Origin of the sequence: Mesorhizobium sp. WSM3866, from assembly GCF_002294795.1 — a bacterium.
Classification (GTDB): Bacteria; Pseudomonadota; Alphaproteobacteria; order Rhizobiales; family Rhizobiaceae; genus Mesorhizobium.
On the sequence record NZ_NSGC01000001.1, the window covers coordinates 170,133 to 189,041 of the forward strand.

Sequence of the window (18,909 nt, forward strand, 5' to 3'; positions counted from 1 at the left end):
GCCCTGCTTGCGCCGCTGCCGCCGGTCAGGCTTTGTTGTCACCGAAGATTCGAGGTTTGGCAATGGACACCCTCAGCATCAACGCAAAAGGCATCTCGGTCTCCCTCGATCTCGCCGTCGGCCATATCGCCGCCCTGGAAATCGAGGCCGATGGCCGCCGCCTGCAGCCGCTGCACCGCGCGCCCTGGGTCGGCTCGCCGCGCGCGACGTTGCCGCAAAACCTCCCCGAAGGCACGGTGCGCCTGTCCGGCGACTTCCTCTGCGCGCCGTTCTCCACCAGCGATGTCGAAGCTGCTCCCCTCCACGGTTGGACGGCCAACAGCGAGTGGGATGTCGTCGAAAGCAGTGCCATCGCCGGCGGCTGGCGCGCCGTCTTCCGCTTGCGCCGCAAGGTGATGGGTGCTTCCGTCGACAAGGTCTTCACGCTCCGCGACAACCATCCCTTCCTCTACCAGGAACACATCTTTTCGGGCGGTTCCGGCGCCATTTCCGTCGCCCACCATCCGATGACGGCGATGCAGGACGGCGGCCGGCTCGCCTTCTCGCCGAAACGTCTGGCGGTCACGCCTGAGACCCCTCTGGAGCCCGATCCGGCGCGCGGCCGGTTTCGTCTGGCCTATCCCGCCCGCGCCACCGACCTAACCCGTTTCCCGCTCGCGGCCGGCGGCACCGCCGATCTCGCCGACTACCGCATGGAAGACCGGCGCGAGGATTTCATCACCCTGGTCGAGGCCGATCATGGCGGGCCGGGCTGGACGGCGCTCGCCCGCCGCGCCGAGCAGGATCTGGTGCTGGTGCTGAAGAACCCGGCCGAGCTGCCGGTCACCATGCTGTGGTTCAGCAATGGCGGGCGCGACTATGCGCCCTGGAGCGGCCGCCATGTCGGCGTGCTTGGCATCGAGGACGGCCGCGCCGCGGTCGGCCACGCCGCCTCGCTCGGCGACAACTGGCTGAAGCATGAAGGCGTGGCGACGGCCTTCGCGCTTGCCGAAGGGCGCAGCGTCTCCTTCCGCCACGTCATCGGCGCGGTTCCGGCAGCCGACGTCGAACCGCCAAGCGGCCTGGAACAAGCGACCGATCGACTGCGCATCCTTGCCCAGAATGGCTCAGCGAAGGAGATACCGTTCGACGGCGACTTCCTGCGCATCAGCCGTTCCGTAACCGCCTGAAACCCTTGCTCCGCCAGAGGATGCCGACCGATCTCAAGGGCGCGCGGCAGAGCCTTATAACCGTTTGAAATTTCTCCCCGGTGCCGCCAAGATGCGGCCGGAGTCGCTAGCAAAGAGGCGCTGATGTCTGACTTAGCCCATATCACTGCCGCCATCTTCAAGCGCGCCGGCAAGGCCAAGCGTTTCGTCGTTGCCATTGCCGGCCCGCCGGGAGCCGGCAAGTCGACCATATCGGGCAGGCTGCATGAATTGCTGCCGGAGGGCACGTCCGAAGTCGTGCCGATGGACGGCTTCCACTATGACGACATCGTGCTCAACCGGCGCGGCCTGCGCGCGCGAAAAGGAGCGCCGGAAACCTTCGATTTTGCCGGCTTCGAGACGCTTTTGAAGCGGATCCGCTCCGGCGAGCCGGACATTGCCATTCCGGTCTTCGACCGCACCATCGAACTCTCGCGCGCCGCCGCCGAGATCATATCCGCCGACACCAAGTTCATCCTGGTCGAGGGCAACTATCTGCTGCTCGACGAGGAGCCGTGGTCGCGGCTGGCAGAGCTGTTCGATTTCACCATTTTCGTCGATGTCCCGCGCGACGAGCTCGAGCGCCGGCTGATGGAGCGCTGGCGCGGCCATGGCAAGTCCGACGAGGACGCCCGCGCCTGGATCGCCTCCAACGACATGCCCAATATCGAGCGCGTGCTGGCGCGCCGCAGGGAGGCCGACCTGGTGATTGGTTAACCTGCTCAATTTTCACCATTTTCGGGCGGGAACCTTAAGATTTACAGGTCGTTATCTCCATGACCCTAATTGTCCGGCACTGACGCGATTCCAGGAAAGTGTGTAACGGTTTCCGGAATTGCGCGAATAACAGGAAACCGTCTTATGGCAACCAAGACCAGAAAACCCGCGCCTGCAAGAAGCAGAGCCAATCAATCCAGAGCTGGTGCCGCTCCGGCGACCGCCGAGCGCTCCAAGGACGCCAAGCCAAGCTTCGGCAAGGCGGCGCCCAAGAAGGTCGTGCCCGGCACGGCGCACAAGGCTCCCGCGAAGGCCGCGAAGCCTCATAAGCCGGCGGCAAGGTCGGGGCCGATCCGCACTGTGGCAAGCGTCGCGACCGGCGCGGTGGTGGCCACCGCGCGGCTTGCGGCATCGGTGCTCGGCCGGGGCGGCGCCAAAGCCAAGCCCAAATAGAGCGACTCAGCCCCTGGCCGGGATGGTCAGGCCCCTCTGCACGGCGGGCCGTGCGAGGCCGCGCTCCAGCCATGCCGCGACACCGGGGAAATCGTCGAACCCGACCAGATCGCGCGCTTCGTAGAAGCCGATTAGATTGCGCACCCAGCCGAGCGTTGCGACGTCGGCGATGGTGAACTCGTCATCCATGATCCATTGCCGGCCCTTGAGCCGCGTTTCCAGGACGCCGATGAGGCGCCGCGACTCGTCGCGATACCGCTCCAGCGGGCGCTTGTCGGCGATCTCACGCCCGGCGAACTTGTTGAAGAAGCCGACCTGTCCGAAGATCGGGCCGATCGCGGCCATCTGGAAGAACACCCACTGGATCGTCTCGTAGCGCCGGATGGAATCGGCCGGGATCAGCTTGCCGGTCTTGTCGCTGAGGTAGAGCAGGATGGCGCCGGATTCGAACAGCCCGATCGGCTTGCCGCCGGGCCCGTTCGGATCGATGATCGCCGGTATCTTGCCGTTCGGGTTGAGCGACAGGAATTCCGGCGTCCAGCTCTCGTTCTTGCCGATGTCGACCGGATGCGGCTCATAAGGCAGGCCGATCTCCTCCAGCGCGATCGAAATCTTCACGCCGTTGGGCGTCGGCCATGCATAGAGCTGCAGGCGATCGGGATGCTTGGCCGGCCAGCGCTTGGCGATCGGAAAGGCGGACAGGTCGGTCATCGGGGCTCCGGATGCGGATGGGCGCGTGGCGGCGCGCGTGGCGGGTGGGCAAGACTTAGGACCCCGGCCCTCTGGGATCAATATGGCCGCCAATCGACCTGCCGTGCACGGTCAGTCAACCAAAGCACCCGCAAGGATGAGAACGCGTCCGGCGCCGGCGAAAGCCCGTGCCGGGTCGCCCGTCTCAGATCGCCCGTCTCAGATCGCCTTGAAGGCCAGCACGGCATTCGTGCCGCCGAAGGCAAAACTGTTGCTCAGCGCTGCGCGCACCTTGCGCTCGCGCGCCACATTCGGCGTCACGTCGAGATCGCATTCAGGGTCTGGCTCGCGGAAATTGGCAGTCGGCGGCACGATGGCGTCGCGGATCGCCATGACACAGGCGATCATCTCCAGCCCGCCCGAGGCGCCAAGGCAATGCGCATGCATCGACTTGGTCGAGGAGACCGAGAGTGCGCTCACATGCTCGCCGAAGACGCGTTTGATCGCCGCGGTCTCGATCTGGTCGTTGGCCTTGGTGCCGGTGCCATGCGCGTTGAGATAGTCGACGTCCTCGGGATTGAGCCCTGCATCCACCAGGCAGAAGCGCATCGCCGCTTCCGGTCCCTCGACGGTCGGCGCGACGATGTCGGAAGCATCGGCCGAGAGGCCCGCGCCGGCGATCTCGGCAAGGATAGTGGCGCCGCGCGCCATTGCGTGGTCGTAGCTTTCCAGCACCGCCATGCCGGCGCCTTCGCCGAGCGACAGGCCCTGGCGGTCGGCAGAGAACGGCCGGCAGGTGTCGGGCGAGAGCACGCGCAGCGCCTCCCAGCCCTTGAGCACGCCCCAGACCAGCGGCGCCTCGGTGCCGCCGGCGACCATGACGTCGGCGCGGCCGAGCCGGATCTGGTCGACGGCCGAGGCGATGGCATGATTGGCCGACGCGCAGGCCGAAGTGACGCCGAACACGGGTCCGCGCAGGCCGAGACTCATGCTGACCTGGCCGGCGGCCGCGCCTGGCATAACCTTCGGCACGGTGAAGATAGCGGCGCGGTTGCGCCCCTCGATCAGGATCGCGCGGTAATTCTCCTCGATCGTTTCGAAGCCGGCGACGCCAACGCCGACAACGGCACCCATCCGATAGGTGTTGTCGGTATGCGCGACCAGTCCGGACTGCCGCATCGCTTCGCGCGCCGCGATCACCGCCAGCAGGCTGAAGCGGTCCATCGACACCACCTGCTTGCGGTCGATGCCGTGATCGGGCAACGCCTTGATTTCGGAGCCGACCTTGACCTTCAGGTCATGCAGCGAAGGATTGTCGATCGGGCCGATTGCCGAGCGGCCGGCGCGCATGGCGTCCCAGATCGCCGGCACATCGGTGCCGAGCCCGCATATTCCGCCAATGCCGGTGATGACGACGCGCTTGAGCATGCAGTCAGGCTTTTTTCGCGATCAGTTCGCGAACCGCCTCGACCATGTCGCCGACGTTCTTGAGGTTGCTCCAGGCGTCGACCGTGTTCATCTCGATCTCGATGCCGTACTTCTCCTCGAGATCGAAGATGATCTCGGTCAATTCCAGCGAATGGATCCCCAGCGTGTTGAGATCCGTGCTCGGCGTGATTTCTTCGCCGCCAGGTTCGGCATGCGCTTTGATCTTTTCGATGATTTCGGTCGTCAGCTGGTCAGCCATTCGGTTCCTTCCCCTGTCGTTTTCCGACGCCAACTGATCAGCGCCCCTGTGTCCCCGGATTCACAAACGTCGTCGCCCCTTACCTCGCCAGGAATCCGTGTGACCGCTCCAAGGTGGCTCCCTCTATAGAAACCGAAACGATGTCAAGCAACAAGCTATATATCGACAAAGCCGGTGGAGTGCTTAACGTTGGCGCCGTGGACACGATCGACGATATCCTGATTTCGCTGCCTGCCGCGCAACGTGTTGCCGGGCGAGGCAGGCTTTTCTGCGGCAAGAGCGGCGGCAGGACCCGCCTTCAACGTCTCTATCAGGACGGATCGGCGAAGATTCGCATGCCGGCGGTGCAAGGCGACCCGCTCGAGGCCGTGCTGATCAACACGGCCGGTGGGCTGACCGGCGGCGACCGGCTTGGCTGGGAGATCGAGGTCGGCGAGGGCGCCTCGGCATCGATCACCACCCAGGCCTGCGAGAAGATCTATCGCGCCGCATCCGACCGGGCCGAGACGAAGGTCAGCCTCACGGTTGGCGCCGGCGGCAGCATTGCCTGGCTGCCGCAGGAAACCATCGTTTTCAACCGCGCGGTCTTTGCCCGCGCGCTGCATGTCGAGCTGGCGGTCGGGGCCGAGGCGCTGCTCCTGGAGGCGACGCTGTTCGGCCGGCTTGCGATGGGCGAACGGACGGTCCTGGGCAATTTCCATGACCGCTGGCGGGTTCGCCAGGGTGGCAGGCTCATCCACGCCGAGGACTTTCGTATCGGCCCGGATATCGCGGCCGGCCTCCAGCGCCAGGCCGTGGCTGGCGGCGCGCTTGCAAGTGCAACGATGCTTCTCGTCTCCCCGCGTGCGGAAACCCTGCTGGAACCTGCCCGCGCGATCATCGGTGATCAGGGTGGCGCCAGTTTCTGGAGCGTCGGGCAATCTGGCAAGCTTCTTGCGAGGCTCACCGCCGGCGACGGCTACCAGCTCCGCAAGCGGCTGATTCCGCTCGTCGAGCTGCTCAACGGACGGGCTGGCCTGCCCAAATTATGGTCACTTTGACCTTCGAATACTTTGATCTTGAGTACCGAGAAGACGCATGAACCTGACGCCGCGTGAAAAGGATAAGCTGCTGATCGCCATGGCGGCGATCGTGGCGCGCAGACGACTGGAACGCGGCGTCAAGCTCAACCACCCCGAGGCGATCGCGCTGATCACCGATTTCGTCGTCGAGGGCGCCCGCGACGGCCGCACGGTGGCCGAGCTGATGGAGGCCGGCGCCCATGTCGTCACGCGCGCCCAGGTCATGGACGGCATTGCCGAGATGATCCACGACGTCCAGGTCGAGGCGACATTTCCCGACGGCACCAAGCTGGTGACCGTGCACGAACCGATCCGGTGAGGAGGATCCAATGCTGGAACTCAGACCCAATTGCGAATGCTGCGACAAGGATCTGCCGCCGGAGGCGGCGGATGCGCTGATCTGCACCTTCGAATGCACCTTCTGCGCCGATTGTGCGCAAAATGTTCTCGGCGGTGTCTGCCCGAACTGCGGCGGCAATTTCGCGCCGCGGCCGATTCGGCCGGCGGCAAAGTTGAAAAAATACCCGGCCTCGACCAAGCGCGTGCTCAAGGCCGGGGGCTGCGGCCCCCGCAAGGCCGCCTGAGTCGGCAATTTGAAGAGGACCCGCCCATGATTTCCGCTTCGACGAAACGCACCGCGCTTGCCACGATTCTTTTCCTGGCGGCGGCGATGCCGGCTTACGCCCATGTCGGCGTCGGCACGACCTCGTCCTTCACGGCGGGCTTCATGCACCCGCTGTCGGGCCTCGACCATATGACCGTCATGATCGCGGTCGGCCTGTGGGCGGCGATGAAAGGCGGCAAGGCGGTGTGGGCATGGCCGCTCGCTTTCGTCGGCGTGATGGTGGCGGGCGCAGCACTCGGCATGCTGCAGGTGCCGGTGCCTTTCGTCGAGCCTGGTATCCTCGCTTCGGTCGTGGCCCTCGGGTTGCTGGTGGCGCTGGCGGTCGACCTGCCGGTCTCGGCGGGTGTGGCCATCATCGGCCTGTTCGCCCTATTCCACGGCCATGCGCATGGCACTGAAGTGCCGGAGAATGCCGGCGGCCTCGAATATATGGCGGGTTTCGCCGTGGCGACGGCGCTTCTTCATGGCATCGGCATCGCGGCCGTGCTCGGACTTGGGCTCCGCTTCCGCGCCCTGGCGCGTCTTGCCGGCGCCGCCTGCGCGACGGTCGGCGCGGGCCTTGCCTTCGGCGTGCTGTGAGGCTGCGATGATCCCCGGCGAAGTCATCACGGCAAAGGGCGACATCGAGCTGAACAAGGGCCTGCCGACCGTGACGCTCAAGGTCGCCAACAGCGGCGACCGTCCGATCCAGGTCGGCAGCCACTATCATTTCTTCGAGACCAATGAGGGCCTGAAATTCGACCGCGAACGCGCCCGCGGCATGCGGCTCGACATCGCCGCCGGCACGGCCATGCGCTTCGAGCCGGGCCAGGAACGTGACGTCACGCTGGTGCCGCTCGGCGGCAAGCGCGAGGTCTATGGATTTCAACAGAAGGTGATGGGCAAGCTGTGAGGCGTGGCGGCGCGCTCAAATCACTTCGGCGGCTTGGCGGCCGCGTAGATGACGACCTTCCCGGGATTGTCGAACTCGACGGCAAGCACGTCCTCGGCCTGCACGCGCCGCGAATCGATGGCGTTGAAGAGCAGGGCGTTCGCTTCGATCTCCTGCCGCAGCTCCGCGACGTCTTCCTGATGCTGCTTTACCTTGTTCTCGATCGCAGGCGGCGGCCCGCCTTCGCTGCGCGCGGCATCCGTCAGGAAAACGATATCGACGGTATCCAGCTTGGTCGTCTTGCGCACGGTGCCGATATTGTCGCCCGTGCGGTCGATGGCGGTGATGACCTTGCCGGCCTCCGTCTTCGACAGCGCCTCCTCCTGCCGCACATCGGAATCGACGATCGTCGCGCCCGGCTTGGTGCTGTCCAGTGGCGGCTTGCCGTCCGCCGGCTGCGCGGGGAACGCTGGGGCGGCGACCACGAGAAGCATGGCTACCACAAGGGCTGGAAAGACAAGGGCTGGAAATCCTGTTCCGGGGCACGGGGCGCTCGCCATCGCTCGCTCCTGGTTGAACTTGTGGCGGGGCGAAAAAGGCGAAACGAGTCCTGTCGGCGGGAGGTTCCGTTTGCGATGATGCTGACGGGCCTGCAACCGGCCCGCCAGCATTGGTCGTCAGCTCGCCTTCTTGGTGATCAGCGTCAGCGCGCCATTGGGTTGCAGGCTGGCGGCGATCACCTGCGCCGAGCTCATCCCCTTGGCTTCGAGCGCGGACTTCACCTTGGGTGTCGCGTCGATCGATTTGCGCAAGGTCTGCAGGCCGGCGTCGCCGCGTTGCGCCACGATCTGATTGACCTGCGTCTGCGTGTCCTTTGGCAGTTCCGTAATATCGACGATGCTGACGCTCTCGATCGTTGGCGCCTTGGGCGCGGCGGCAGCAGGTGCCGCAGGCGCCGGGCTCGGCTGCGGCGCGGGCTGCTGCTGCGCGCCGGCCGCACCCGCCATCATCAAGCTGGCGGCGGCCGCGAAAAGTATCGTCTTTCGCATGGATATTCCTTCCCTCGGTTTGGAAAACGGTCGTTTTGGGCTGACTCGGTCACCTCAACCGCCAAATGGGATTGGAAGGTGTCGTCGAGCGGGTCATTGCGTGACCATTGGATGGCGACAATGTGCGCTCCGCGCCCATACAAACTCGCTTTTGGGAGCAATCGCTAATGGCAAGAATTTCCCGTGCCGCCTATGCGCAGATGTACGGCCCCACGGTCGGCGACAAGGTGCGGCTTGCCGACACCCAGCTCTTTATCGAGGTCGAGAAGGATTTTACCGTCCATGGCGAGGAAGTGAAATTCGGCGGCGGCAAGGTCATCCGCGACGGCATGGGCCAGAGCCAGGTATCTAGGGCGGGCGGCGCCGTCGACACCGTCATCACCAACGCGCTGGTCGTCGACGCGCTCGCGGGGATCGTCAAGGCCGATATCGGCCTGAAGGACGGTCGCATCGCCGCGATCGGCAAGGCAGGCAATCCGGACACCCAGGATGGCGTCACCATCATCATCGGTCCCGGCACTGAGATCATCGCCGGCGAAGGCAAGATCCTGACGGCCGGCGGCTTCGACGCGCATATCCACTTCATCTGCCCGCAGCAGATCGAGGAAGCGCTGATGAGCGGCATCACCACGATGCTCGGCGGCGGCACCGGTCCGGCGCATGGCACCTTGGCCACCACCTGCACGCCCGGCCCCTGGCACATGGCGCGCATGATCCAGTCTTTCGACGCTTTCCCGATGAATATCGGGCTGTCCGGCAAGGGCAGTGCCTCAAAGCCGGCAGCGCTGGAGGAAATGGTGCTCGCCGGCGCCTGCTCGCTGAAGCTGCATGAGGATTGGGGCACGACGCCGGCCGCGATCGACTGCTGCCTTTCGGTCGCCGACGACTATGACGTGCAGGTGATGATCCACACCGACACGCTGAATGAGTCCGGGTTTGTCGAGAACACGGTTGCAGCGATCAAGGGCCGCACCATTCACGCCTTTCATACCGAGGGCGCCGGCGGCGGCCATGCGCCCGATATCATCAAGGTCTGCGGCCTGCCCAACGTCATCCCGTCATCGACCAACCCGACGCGGCCTTACACGGTCAACACCCTGGCCGAGCATCTCGACATGCTGATGGTTTGCCATCATTTGTCGCCGTCGATTCCCGAGGACATCGCCTTTGCCGAAAGCCGCATCCGCAAGGAGACGATCGCGGCCGAGGACATCCTGCACGACATCGGCGCCTTCTCGATCATCTCCTCCGACAGCCAGGCCATGGGCCGCGTCGGCGAAGTGGGCATCCGCTGCTGGCAGACCGCCGACAAGATGAAGCGCCAGCGCGGCGCGCTGGCTGAGGAGACGGGCGACAACGACAATTTCCGGGTTCGCCGCTATATCGCGAAATACACCATCAACCCGGCGATCGCGCATGGCCTGTCGAAGGAGATCGGCTCCGTGACGGCCGGGAAACGCGCTGATCTCGTGCTGTGGAACCCGGCCTTCTTCGGCGTGAAGCCGGAGATGGTGCTGGTAGGCGGCACAATCGCCGCCGCCCCGATGGGCGATCCCAACGCATCGATCCCGACGCCGCAGCCGATGCACTACCGGCCGATGTTCGGCGCCTACGGCAAGGCGCTGACCAACTCCTCGGTCACCTTCGTCTCCAAGGCGGCTTTTGATGCCGGCTTGCAGGGCAGGCTTGGCGTAGAGAAGGCGATGGTCGCGGTCGAGAACACGCGCGGCGGCATCGGCAAGCATTCGATGGTGCTCAACGACGCCACGCCGCATGTCGAGGTCGACCCTGAAACCTATGAGGTGCGCGCCGACGGCGAGCTCTTGACTTGCGAGCCGGCGACGGTGCTGCCGATGGCGCAGCGGTATTTTCTGTTTTAGCTACCGGATTTCATTCCTGCGGCTCTTCGACCTCATCGCCTGATCGTCATTGGGCTGATGGCTTGGATGGTCTAGGCTCCGGGAAAAGGCAGGATTCGAACCATGTACAAGGCCGTCGGATCACGAGGTTCCCGGGTCAGCCGCGTGCTCTGGATGCTCGAGGAGCTCGGGCAATCCTATGAGTTCGTAGAGGTGAAGCTGCGCTCGCCCGAGACCTATGCGCTGAACCCTTCCGGCAAGGTGCCGATCCTGATCGACGGCGAGCTGACGATCACTGATTCGGCGGCGATCTGCGTCTATTTAGCGGACAAGCATGCCGATAAGGGAATGGGCGCCGATCCCGGGCTCGCCGGCCGCGCCGAGATGGATTCCTGGATGCATTTCGCGCAGAGCGAGTTCGAAGCGCCGCTGTGGAACAAGCTGCGCCACCGCTTCATCCTGCCCAAGGAGCTGCGCGTCGATGTCGGCCCTGCCGCCGCTCATGATTTCGCTTCGGAAGTCAAGGCGCTGCACCGCCGGCTCGGCGACAAGCCTTTTACGCTCGGCGACCGCTTTTCCGCCGTCGACGTTCTGCTCGGCGATATGGGTGCTTGGGCGCGCGCCGGCCGGTTCCCGGTCGACTCAGATCGCGTCAACGCCTATTTCGATCGCGTGCTGTCGCGACCCGCCCGGGCGCGGGCGCAAGCCAATGGCGGAGCCATGAAATGAAGCTCAACATCAACACCGATTTCACCAAATTTCCGCGCGCCGTCTCGGTGCTCCCGGCCGGCGAGGGCGGAGCGGCGACGCCTTTCGACAAGGCCATCTTGACGCATGACGAGCGGCATTTGCGCCGCCGCGCCATCGAAACCGCCGGCGGCGACAGGGTGTTGGTCGATCTGCCCGAGCCGGTGGTGCTCCGCAATGGCGACCGGCTGGTGCTGGAGGACGGCCGCCAGCTCGAGATCGTCGCCGCGCCCGAAGAGGTCTACGACATCCGCGCCCGCGACACCGTGCATCTCACCGAGCTTGCCTGGCATATCGGCAACCGCCACCTCGCGGCGGCAATCGAGGCGGACCGTATCCTCATCCTGCGCGACCATGTCATCAAGGCGATGCTGGAAGGGCTCGGCGCCACGGTCGGCGAGGTGCTGGAACCGTTCAGTCCCGTGCGCGGCGCCTATTCCGGACATGGCCACGACCAAAATCATCACGGCCACGACCATCACGATCATGATCACGCGCATGGCCATCATGACCACGACCACGATCACCATGGCTGACCAACCGTCCCGTACCGCACTGCTGCGGCTGATGGCCTGGCTGTCGCCGTCCTTTCCGGTCGGCGGCTTTTCCTACAGTCATGGCCTCGAAAGGGCCGTGCATGACGGACTTGTCGCCGATCGCGGGGATCTCGCCGAGTGGCTGGAGACGCTGGTCGAGATGGGCTCGGGCTGGAACGATGCGGTGCTCTTTGCCGAAAGCTGGCGGCGCGCGCGTGACGGCGGCGATATCGCGGAAGTCGCCGCGCTTGCTGAGGCGCTTGCCGGATCGCAGCAGCGTCACATGGAAACCATGCTCCAGGGCGCCGCCTTCCAAAAAGCCGCCTCTGCCTGGCCCTGTCCCGCACTCGAGCGCCTGCCTGCGGATTGCCCCTATTGCGTCGCCGTCGGCGCGATCGCTGGCAGCCATGGCATCGGCCTGGCGGAAGCGCTGTCGGCCTTCCTGCAGGCCTTCTTCTCCAACCTCGTGCAGGCCGCTATCCGGCTCGGCGTTGTAGGACAGGTCGATGCCACAGCGTTGTTAGCCGGCTTCGAACCGTTGGCGCTCGCGACAGCTGCTCGCGCCGCGAACTCCACGCTCGATGATCTCGGCGGCTCGGCCTTGATATCCGACATTGCGGCGATGAAGCACGAAACCCAATATTCGCGTCTGTTCCGCTCATGATCATTCTTGCCTTTCTCCTCTCCCTCATCCTGCTGCTGATCACCACGCTGCATGTCTATTGGGGCATAGGCGGCATCTGGCCGGGAAAGGACGCGAAATCCTGCGCCCGCGCGGTCGTCGGCTTTCGCGGCGTCGATGACATGCCCTCGCCCGTCGCGAGCTTTGCCGTCGCCGCGTGCCTGGCGCTCGCCACCCTATGGCCACTGGCCCTTGAAGGCGTCTTCGCCTCGCCCTTTCCCAGGCAGGGCCTTGCCGCTACGGCGCTGCTTTTCGGCATCGTTTTCTTCGGGCGAGGCATCGCCGGCTTCACGCCCTGGTGGCGCGGGCTGACGCCGGAGCAGCCCTTCGCCCGGCTCGACCAGCGCATCTACTCGCCGCTCTGCCTGTTGATCGGGCTGGGCTTCGCAATCCTCGCCATCACGGAGTTTCCGGCATGAGCCAACCCAATGGTCCCCTGCGCATCGGCATCGGCGGCCCCGTCGGTTCCGGCAAGACGACGCTCACCGAAAAGCTCTGCAAGGCGCTGCGCGACCGGTTCTCGATCGCCGTCGTCACCAACGACATCTACACCAAGGAAGACGCCATGATGCTGGCGCGCCTGCAGGCACTGCCGGAGGAGCGCATCGTCGGCGTGGAGACCGGCGGCTGTCCGCACACGGCCATCCGCGAGGACGCCTCGATCAACCTGCGGGCGATCACCGAGTTGAACCGCAAATTCCCCGACCTCGACATCGTCTTCATCGAATCCGGCGGCGACAATCTCGCCGCCACCTTCTCGCCGGACCTTGCCGATCTGACCCTCTATGTCATTTCGGTCTGCCAGGGCGAGGAGATACCGCGCAAGGGCGGCCCGGCCATCACCCGCTCCGACTTCCTCGTCATCAACAAGAGCGATCTGGCGCCCTATGTGAACGTCAACCTGGACGTCATGCAGGCGGACGCCGCCCGCATGCGCGGCAAGCGGCCTTTCGGCTTCACCGATCTGTCGCGCGGCAAGGGTTTGCAGGAAGTGATCGAGTTCATCGTCGAGTTGGGCGGGCTGCAAACGGCGCGGCCTGCCGTCTGACCCATCAGTTTGCGGTTGCTGGCAGCCGCCATGCGCGGCATGCTCGGCCAAACCGGAGGATTTTCGATGAGCCTTGCCCGTCTGCAGAAGGAAACGCTGACCAACCTGCCTTATTACCAGGAGCGGGTCGATCTCGCCGCCGCCTTCCGCTGGACGGCGCGGCTCAACATGCATGAGGCGGTCGCCAATCATTTCTCGCTGTCGGTCAACGAGGACGGCACGAAGTTCCTGATGAACCCGAACCAGGTGCATTTCTCGCGTATCAAGGCGAGCGATCTGCTTTTGATCGACGCCAACGATCCCGAAACGCTCTCCGGCCCCAACGCGCCCGACCCGACGGCTTGGGGCCTGCACGGCGCCATCCACCGCAACGTGCCGCATGCGCGCTGCGCCATGCATGTGCATTCGATCCACGCCACGGTGCTTGCCTCGCTGGCCGACTCCACCTTGCCGCCGATCGACCAGAACTCGGCCATGTTCTTCAACCGCCATGTCGTGGACCCTCATTATGGCGGGCTGGCCTTCGAAGAGGAGGGCGAGCGCTGCTCGAGACTGCTCGTCGATCCCAAGGTCAAGGTGATGGTCATGGGCAATCACGGCGTGATGGTCATCGGGGATTCTGTCGCCGACACCTTCAATCGCATGTTCTATTTCGAGCGTGCCGCCGAGACCTACATCAAGGCGCTGTGGACCGGTCGGCCGCTGCGCACGCTCTCCGACGAGATCGCGGAAAAGACGGCGAGCGAGATGGACGACTATCCCGGGCAGGCCGAGCGCCACCTTGCCGAACTGAAGGCAATCCTCGACGAGGAAGAGCCGGTCTACAGGAACTGAGCTCCGCGGTTGTGGGTGACGCTGGAGGCTTGGCTTTCGCTTATTTTCGAAGCCGGGCGCTGCCCCTCACACTCTCCCCGTGAAGCACGGAGAGAGGGAAATCGCAGCGTCGGAGCGTGTCCCTTCTCCCCGTAGTCACCGGGAGAAGGTGCCGGCAGGCGGATGAGGGGCAGCGTCGAGGCCTGGAAAGTCTATTCAGAGACCCAATTGCGCCCGCAGTTCCTCGGCGCTGTTGATGACGATTGCGCCGGGCGGCCCTTCCATCGGCGCTTCCGGCCAGAAAATCGTCTTCATGCCGGCAGCCAGGCCGGCCATCGCGCCGGTGCGGCTGTCGTCGACCGCGACCGCGTCGGCCGGATCGACGCCGGCGAGATAAGCCGCGCGCAGGAAGGGTTCCGCATGCGGCTTGCCTTGGCGTACGTCGTTTCGGCTCACCGTGTGCATGCCGGGATAGACGAGACCGACCGCGCCGAGATTGGCGTCGACGATCAGCCGGTCCGAATTGGACACCACCGCCTGCTCGACGCCTAGCGCGCGCAATTCGTTGAACACCTCGATCGCGCCGGGCCGCGGCTTGAGCGTCTCGGCCATCGGCAGATAGTGGTCGTATTTGCGCACGATCCAGTCATCGAAGTGCAGGTCGAGGCCGAACTGGTCGCGCAGCATTTCGTAGACCGGCCATGCCGCGACGCCCAGCACCCGTTCGTGCAGGTCGGTCGGCGGCGTGATGCCGACGCTGCGCAAAGCGGCCACAAGTGCTGCCTCGTGCAGCGGCTCGCTGTCGACCAGCGTGCCGTCCATGTCCCAGAAAACCGCTTTCGGCGTCATGCAAGGCTCCTTTTGCCGATCCCTTAATGGGTTTCCGGTCAGAGATAAACCGCTCTCCCGGCAAATGGCTGAAGCGAGTGCGAACAGGGCCAACCTTGGTCGGCAGCGGCGCAAGCAATTGCTCTTTCAATTTGACAATTGCGCAGGGCCGCTTTCGCTGTAATCTAGAGGGCCCGCTATTGTCGGGCTTGGGGAGGCAGAATGTGAACGCGCGACAGGAAACCGGCAGCACCAGGTTGGACGACGCCGCGCGGGCCGGCTGGCTCTACTATGTTGCCGGCAACACCCAGGATCAGATCGCCGCCAAGCTCGGCATTTCCAGGCAGACGGCGCAGCGGCTCGTCTCGCTGGCGATGTCGGAAGGGCTGATCAAGGTCCGCGTCGATCATCCGATCGCCAATTGCCTCGACCTTGGCGCGCGGCTGAAGTCGCGTTTCGCCCTCGATCTCGTCGAGGTGGTGCCGAGCGATCCGACCTCGTCCTCGACGACGATCGGTGTCGCCGAGGCGGCGGCTGCCGAGATCGAGCGGCGGCTGCGCTCCGCCGCCCCCATCGTCATGGCGATCGGCACCGGGCGCACCCTGAAGGCGGCGATCGAGCTGTTGCCGCCGATGGAATGCCCGCAGCACAAGGTGGTGTCCTTGACCGGCAACATCTCGCCCGACGGCTCGGCCGCCTTCTACAACGTCATCTTCACCATGGCCGACCGGGTCAAGGCGCGCTCCTTCCCGATGCCGCTGCCGGTCATCGCCTCCTCGCCGGAAGAGCGCGACATGCTGCTCAGCCAGCCGATGATCCAGCCGACGCTGGCGCTGGCCGCGGAGGCCGACGTCACATTCGTCGGCATCGGCGATCTCGGCCCGAAGGCGCCGCTCTACGAGGACGGCTTCATCTCGGAGGGGGAACTGAAGGCACTGCAGAAAGCCGGCGGCGTCGCCGAGATCGTCGGCTGGGTTTTCGACCGCGAAGGCCGCATGATCGAAGGCATCACCAACGACCGCGTTTCGTCCGCCGCCTTGCCGTCACGCGAGATGTCCTTGGTCATCGCACTTGCCATGGGCGAGCGCAAGCTGCCGGGCATTCTCGCCGCCGTGAACCGTCGTTTGGTCAATGGCCTCATCACCGATGAACGGACAGCCACCGCCCTGCTCGGCGGCGCGTGATCGTGATGCTGGGCTCGGGCGAATCTGACGCGACGAGCCGTTGGCGATAAAAAGAAACCCGGCTATTTGTAGCGTCCATGCGGATCGTTGCCGTCGAGGAAGCCCATATCCCGCTGCAGGTGCTCCGACAGTTCTCGGACATCGACATAGCCGCGCCTGCGGCTGGCGAACCACGACAATTCCCGCGCCAGCAGCGAAATCCATCCATGTATCGGGGTCGAATCGAGTTTTTCCTGCATCGGGGTCATGATCGTCAGCCTTCGCTATGCTTGAACTGGAGTGGTCGTCGACCCCAAATATCGGGCTGATCGGCACGTGCTTCCAATCAAACGTCGATCATGACCCATAAAGAGGCCTTATGCCCGATCTGAGCTCCCGGCAGAATGTCCAGCTCCCGCCCCTGCAGGCGATTCGGGTGTTCGAGGCCGTGGCCAGACACCTCTCCTTCACCAAGGCCGCCGAGGAGCTCGGCATGACCCAGGCCGCCGCGAGCTATCAGATCAAGCTTCTGGAAGAGCGCATCGGCGCGCCGCTGTTCCTGCGCCGTCCACGGCAGATCGAGCTGACCGAACCCGGCCAGCGTCTTGCGCCGGCTGTCAGCGAGGCATTCGCGCTGCTGAGCGGCGCCTATGCGGCCGCCCGAGCCGGCGCCGACGGCGTGCTTTGCGTTTCCACCCTGCTCACCTTCGCCTCGAACTGGCTGGCGCAGCATCTGGGATCCTTTCAGGTCGCGCACCCCTCGCTTGCCGTGCGTGTCGACACCTCGAACCGGGTCGTCGATTTCGCGCGTGAGGACGTCGACATCGCCATCCGCTCCGGCGGCGGCAAATGGCCCGGCGTGGAAACGCATATGCTGTTCAGGGCCGACTTCACCCCGGTGCTCAGCCCCAGGCTTGCGGCGAGCATCGGCGGCGTCAAGGAGCCCGCCGACCTGCTCAAGCTCCCCATCCTCGATCCCGGCGACATCTGGTGGCAGGAATGGTTCGCGCTCGCCGGCCTGCCCGCGGAGGAACTCGCCAGCCGCCCCGGCACCAGCATGGGAGCGCAGGCCTATGAGGCCAATGCCGCGATGGCCGGGCAAGGTGTTGCGATCGTCACCAGCGCCCTGTTCAAGAACGAGCTTGCCGACGGCAGGCTGATCCAGCCCTTCGACCTCGTCGGCGACGACGGCCACGCCTACTGGCTGGTCTATCCCACGGCCCGGCGCAACGTGCCGAAGATCCGCGCCTTCCGCGATTGGATTCTCGCCGAGATCGCCTGTCGGTAGGACGGCATTACACCTGCCGTCTCCGCTACGCATCGCCCAGACCGGCGCGGCATCGATTTGTGCTGCGCTGCAGCATCGATTCCGGCTTGACATAATTCACGCTTAGTGAGTAATTGCCCACAGCCAAGGCAAATGCTCATCTTGGTTTTAGGGAGGAATTGATGAAACTTCGCACGCTCACCCTGGGCTTGTTGTCGGCCAGCGCCCTTGCTTTCGCCGCGCATGCCGAATCCATCACCATCGCCACCGTCAACAATGGCGACATGGTCCGCATGCAGAAGCTGACGGACGACTTCACGAAGGCCAATCCCGACATCCAGCTCAACTGGGTCACGCTCGAAGAGAACGTGCTGCGCGAGCGCGTCACCACCGACATCGCCACCAAGGGTGGCCAGTACGACGTCTTGACTATCGGCACCTACGAGGTTCCGATCTGGGCCAAGCAGAGCTGGCTCTTGCCGCTCGAGAAGCTCGGCGACGACTACGACGTCAAGGACATCATCCCGGCCATTGCCGGCGGCCTTTCGGTCGACGGCAAGCTCTATGCCGCGCCCTTCTACGGCGAGAGCTCCTTCGTCATGTACCGCAAGGACCTGATGGAGAAGGCGGGGCTCAAAATGCCCGACGCGCCGACCTGGGACTTCATCAAGGAGGCCGCCGACAAGATGACCGATCGCGCCAATGGCGTGAACGGCATCTGCCTGCGCGGCAAGGCCGGCTGGGGCGAGAACATGGCCTTCCTGACCGCCATGTCGAACTCCTTCGGCGCCCGCTGGTTCGATGAGAACTGGAAGCCGCAATTCGACCAGCCGGAATGGAAGAACACGCTGCAGTTCTATGTCGACCTGATGAAGGCAGACGGTCCTGAGGGCGCGTCCTCCAACGGCTTCAACGAGAATCTTGCGCTCTTCCAGCAGGGCAAGTGCGGCATGTGGATCGATGCCACCGTCGCCGCGTCCTTCGTCTCCGACCCGAAGGCATCGCAGGTCGCCGACAAGGTCGGCTATGCGCTGGCGCCCGACAAGGGTCTCGGCAAGCGCGGCAACTGGCTGTGGGCATGGTCTCTCGCTATCCCCGCCGGCACCAAGAAGGCGGACGCCGCCGAGAAGTTCGTCTCCTGGGCGACCTCGAAGCACTACCTCGAACTGGTGGCTTCGAAGGAAGGCTGGGCCAACGTTCCGCCCGGAACGCGGACCTCGCTCTACAACAATCCGGAGTATCAGAAGGCAGCGCCCTTCGCGAAGATGACGCTGGACTCCATCAATGCCGCCGACCCGACGCATCCGACCGTCAAGCCGGTCCCCTATGTCGGCGTGCAGTTCGTGGCCATCCCGGAATTCCAGGGCCTCGGCACCACCGTCGGTCAGCTCTTCTCCGCCGCTCTTGCCGGCCAGTCGAGCGTCGATGATGCGCTGAAGCAGGCCCAGGACGCGGCGACCGCCGCGATGACCGAAGGCGGCTACCTCAAGTAAGGCTCCTCCCGGTGCCGAACGCCGGTAGCGGATCATGACCGGCATAGGCCGCCCGAAACCCAGTTCGGGCGGCCACCTCTGCAATCAGGAATTCTGGCACAAGTCTAAATCCGGCTGACCTTGGGAGGGTGAC

The 18,909-nt window shown here is 64.8% G+C and carries 25 protein-coding genes; 18 read left to right on the forward strand and 7 right to left on the reverse strand.

Annotated features, from left to right (window positions below; translation table 11 throughout):
* Window positions 1-62 precede the first annotated feature (62 nt).
* The 3 genes from CK222_RS00860 (at window position 63) to CK222_RS00870 (ending at window position 2,357) form a co-directional block, all read left to right on the forward strand.
* Entirely contained in the window at window positions 63-1,169 is a 1,107-nt protein-coding gene (locus tag CK222_RS00860; protein ID WP_095799083.1) for a hypothetical protein, read from the forward strand.
* Between the two features lie 123 nt (window positions 1,170-1,292).
* A complete protein-coding gene (locus CK222_RS00865) occupies window positions 1,293-1,904 on the forward strand; it encodes a nucleoside triphosphate hydrolase (protein WP_095799084.1) in 612 nt (203 codons plus the stop codon).
* A gap of 144 nt (window positions 1,905-2,048) precedes the next feature.
* Window positions 2,049-2,357, forward strand: a complete 309-nt coding sequence (locus CK222_RS00870; RefSeq protein ID WP_067323952.1) for a hypothetical protein — start codon at window positions 2,049-2,051, stop codon at window positions 2,355-2,357.
* A gap of 6 nt (window positions 2,358-2,363) precedes the next feature.
* Here the strand turns inward: CK222_RS00870 and CK222_RS00875 are convergent, their stop codons facing one another.
* From CK222_RS00875 to CK222_RS00885, 3 genes are all read right to left on the reverse strand, one after another.
* Complete coding sequence (locus tag CK222_RS00875) at window positions 2,364-3,068, reverse strand: glutathione S-transferase N-terminal domain-containing protein (protein WP_095799085.1); 705 nt, start codon at window positions 3,066-3,068, stop codon at window positions 2,364-2,366.
* A gap of 198 nt (window positions 3,069-3,266) precedes the next feature.
* Window positions 3,267-4,475, reverse strand: coding sequence for a beta-ketoacyl-[acyl-carrier-protein] synthase family protein (locus CK222_RS00880; protein WP_067323955.1), 1,209 nt, complete (start codon window positions 4,473-4,475; stop codon window positions 3,267-3,269).
* 4 nt (window positions 4,476-4,479) lie between these two features.
* Window positions 4,480-4,734 carry an acyl carrier protein gene (locus CK222_RS00885; protein ID WP_040975089.1) on the reverse strand — a complete coding sequence of 85 codons (255 nt, stop codon included), beginning with the start codon at window positions 4,732-4,734 and terminating at the stop codon, window positions 4,480-4,482.
* Window positions 4,735-4,931: 197 nt separating this feature from the next.
* Here CK222_RS00885 and CK222_RS00890 point away from each other — a divergent pair, with 197 nt between their 5' ends.
* The 5 genes from CK222_RS00890 to CK222_RS00910 are packed head-to-tail and all read left to right on the forward strand — an operon-like array spanning window position 4,932 to window position 7,312.
* Window positions 4,932-5,774 carry an urease accessory protein UreD gene (locus CK222_RS00890; RefSeq protein WP_176477561.1) on the forward strand — a complete coding sequence of 281 codons (843 nt, stop codon included), beginning with the start codon at window positions 4,932-4,934 and terminating at the stop codon, window positions 5,772-5,774.
* A 37-nt stretch (window positions 5,775-5,811) separates the two neighbouring features.
* Window positions 5,812-6,114 carry an urease subunit gamma gene (locus tag CK222_RS00895; protein WP_095799087.1) on the forward strand — a complete coding sequence of 101 codons (303 nt, stop codon included), beginning with the start codon at window positions 5,812-5,814 and terminating at the stop codon, window positions 6,112-6,114.
* 10 nt (window positions 6,115-6,124) lie between these two features.
* A complete protein-coding gene (locus CK222_RS00900; RefSeq protein ID WP_067323959.1) occupies window positions 6,125-6,379 on the forward strand; it encodes a DUF1272 domain-containing protein in 255 nt (84 codons plus the stop codon).
* A gap of 26 nt (window positions 6,380-6,405) precedes the next feature.
* Entirely contained in the window at window positions 6,406-6,999 is a 594-nt protein-coding gene (locus CK222_RS00905; RefSeq protein WP_095799088.1) for a HupE/UreJ family protein, read from the forward strand.
* Between the two features lie 7 nt (window positions 7,000-7,006).
* A complete protein-coding gene (locus tag CK222_RS00910) occupies window positions 7,007-7,312 on the forward strand; it encodes an urease subunit beta (RefSeq protein ID WP_095799089.1) in 306 nt (101 codons plus the stop codon).
* Window positions 7,313-7,332: 20 nt separating this feature from the next.
* On the opposite strand, the gene CK222_RS00915 is transcribed toward CK222_RS00910, so the two are convergent.
* Both CK222_RS00915 and CK222_RS00920 read right to left on the reverse strand, forming a co-directional pair.
* Entirely contained in the window at window positions 7,333-7,851 is a 519-nt protein-coding gene (locus tag CK222_RS00915) for a hypothetical protein (RefSeq protein WP_245432941.1), read from the reverse strand.
* Between the two features lie 117 nt (window positions 7,852-7,968).
* Window positions 7,969-8,340, reverse strand: coding sequence for a hypothetical protein (locus CK222_RS00920; protein ID WP_095799090.1), 372 nt, complete (start codon window positions 8,338-8,340; stop codon window positions 7,969-7,971).
* Window positions 8,341-8,507: 167 nt separating this feature from the next.
* Between CK222_RS00920 and ureC the strand changes: the two genes are divergently transcribed.
* The 7 genes from ureC (at window position 8,508) to CK222_RS00955 (ending at window position 14,046) form a co-directional block, all read left to right on the forward strand.
* Window positions 8,508-10,220 carry an urease subunit alpha gene (gene ureC, locus CK222_RS00925; RefSeq protein WP_095799091.1) on the forward strand — a complete coding sequence of 571 codons (1,713 nt, stop codon included), beginning with the start codon at window positions 8,508-8,510 and terminating at the stop codon, window positions 10,218-10,220.
* 102 nt (window positions 10,221-10,322) lie between these two features.
* Window positions 10,323-10,928 (forward strand): glutathione S-transferase family protein, encoded by a 606-nt coding sequence (locus CK222_RS00930; RefSeq protein WP_095799092.1) that lies wholly within the window; start codon window positions 10,323-10,325, stop codon window positions 10,926-10,928.
* On the forward strand, window positions 10,925-11,482 hold the full coding sequence (ureE, locus tag CK222_RS00935; RefSeq protein ID WP_095799093.1) for an urease accessory protein UreE: 558 nt from the start codon (window positions 10,925-10,927) through the stop codon (window positions 11,480-11,482). Before CK222_RS00930 ends, ureE begins: the two co-directional genes overlap by 4 nt.
* Window positions 11,475-12,146 carry an urease accessory protein UreF gene (locus CK222_RS00940; protein WP_095799448.1) on the forward strand — a complete coding sequence of 224 codons (672 nt, stop codon included), beginning with the start codon at window positions 11,475-11,477 and terminating at the stop codon, window positions 12,144-12,146. Before ureE ends, CK222_RS00940 begins: the two co-directional genes overlap by 8 nt.
* Window positions 12,143-12,583, forward strand: coding sequence for a DUF3995 domain-containing protein (locus CK222_RS00945; protein ID WP_095799094.1), 441 nt, complete (start codon window positions 12,143-12,145; stop codon window positions 12,581-12,583). The genes CK222_RS00940 and CK222_RS00945 overlap by 4 nt, the downstream gene beginning before the upstream one ends.
* Entirely contained in the window at window positions 12,580-13,212 is a 633-nt protein-coding gene (ureG, locus tag CK222_RS00950) for an urease accessory protein UreG (protein WP_095799095.1), read from the forward strand. The genes CK222_RS00945 and ureG overlap by 4 nt, the downstream gene beginning before the upstream one ends.
* A gap of 66 nt (window positions 13,213-13,278) precedes the next feature.
* The gene (locus CK222_RS00955; RefSeq protein ID WP_067324682.1) at window positions 13,279-14,046 is read left to right on the forward strand and encodes a class II aldolase and adducin N-terminal domain-containing protein; all 768 of its coding nucleotides are present in this window, start codon (window positions 13,279-13,281) and stop codon (window positions 14,044-14,046) included.
* A 195-nt stretch (window positions 14,047-14,241) separates the two neighbouring features.
* Here CK222_RS00955 and CK222_RS00960 read toward each other — a convergent pair whose 3' ends face one another.
* Window positions 14,242-14,874, reverse strand: coding sequence for an HAD family phosphatase (locus CK222_RS00960; protein ID WP_095799096.1), 633 nt, complete (start codon window positions 14,872-14,874; stop codon window positions 14,242-14,244).
* 203 nt (window positions 14,875-15,077) lie between these two features.
* Here CK222_RS00960 and CK222_RS00965 point away from each other — a divergent pair, with 203 nt between their 5' ends.
* Window positions 15,078-16,037, forward strand: coding sequence for a sugar-binding transcriptional regulator (locus tag CK222_RS00965; RefSeq protein WP_095799097.1), 960 nt, complete (start codon window positions 15,078-15,080; stop codon window positions 16,035-16,037).
* Window positions 16,038-16,099: 62 nt separating this feature from the next.
* On the opposite strand, the gene CK222_RS00970 is transcribed toward CK222_RS00965, so the two are convergent.
* Window positions 16,100-16,285 carry a hypothetical protein gene (locus CK222_RS00970; RefSeq protein WP_095799098.1) on the reverse strand — a complete coding sequence of 62 codons (186 nt, stop codon included), beginning with the start codon at window positions 16,283-16,285 and terminating at the stop codon, window positions 16,100-16,102.
* Window positions 16,286-16,395: 110 nt separating this feature from the next.
* Between CK222_RS00970 and gcvA the strand changes: the two genes are divergently transcribed.
* Window positions 16,396-17,304 carry a transcriptional regulator GcvA gene (gene gcvA, locus CK222_RS00975; protein ID WP_067323982.1) on the forward strand — a complete coding sequence of 303 codons (909 nt, stop codon included), beginning with the start codon at window positions 16,396-16,398 and terminating at the stop codon, window positions 17,302-17,304.
* Between the two features lie 161 nt (window positions 17,305-17,465).
* Window positions 17,466-18,776 (forward strand): sugar ABC transporter substrate-binding protein, encoded by a 1,311-nt coding sequence (locus CK222_RS00980; protein ID WP_066999167.1) that lies wholly within the window; start codon window positions 17,466-17,468, stop codon window positions 18,774-18,776.
* Window positions 18,777-18,909 lie beyond the last annotated feature (133 nt).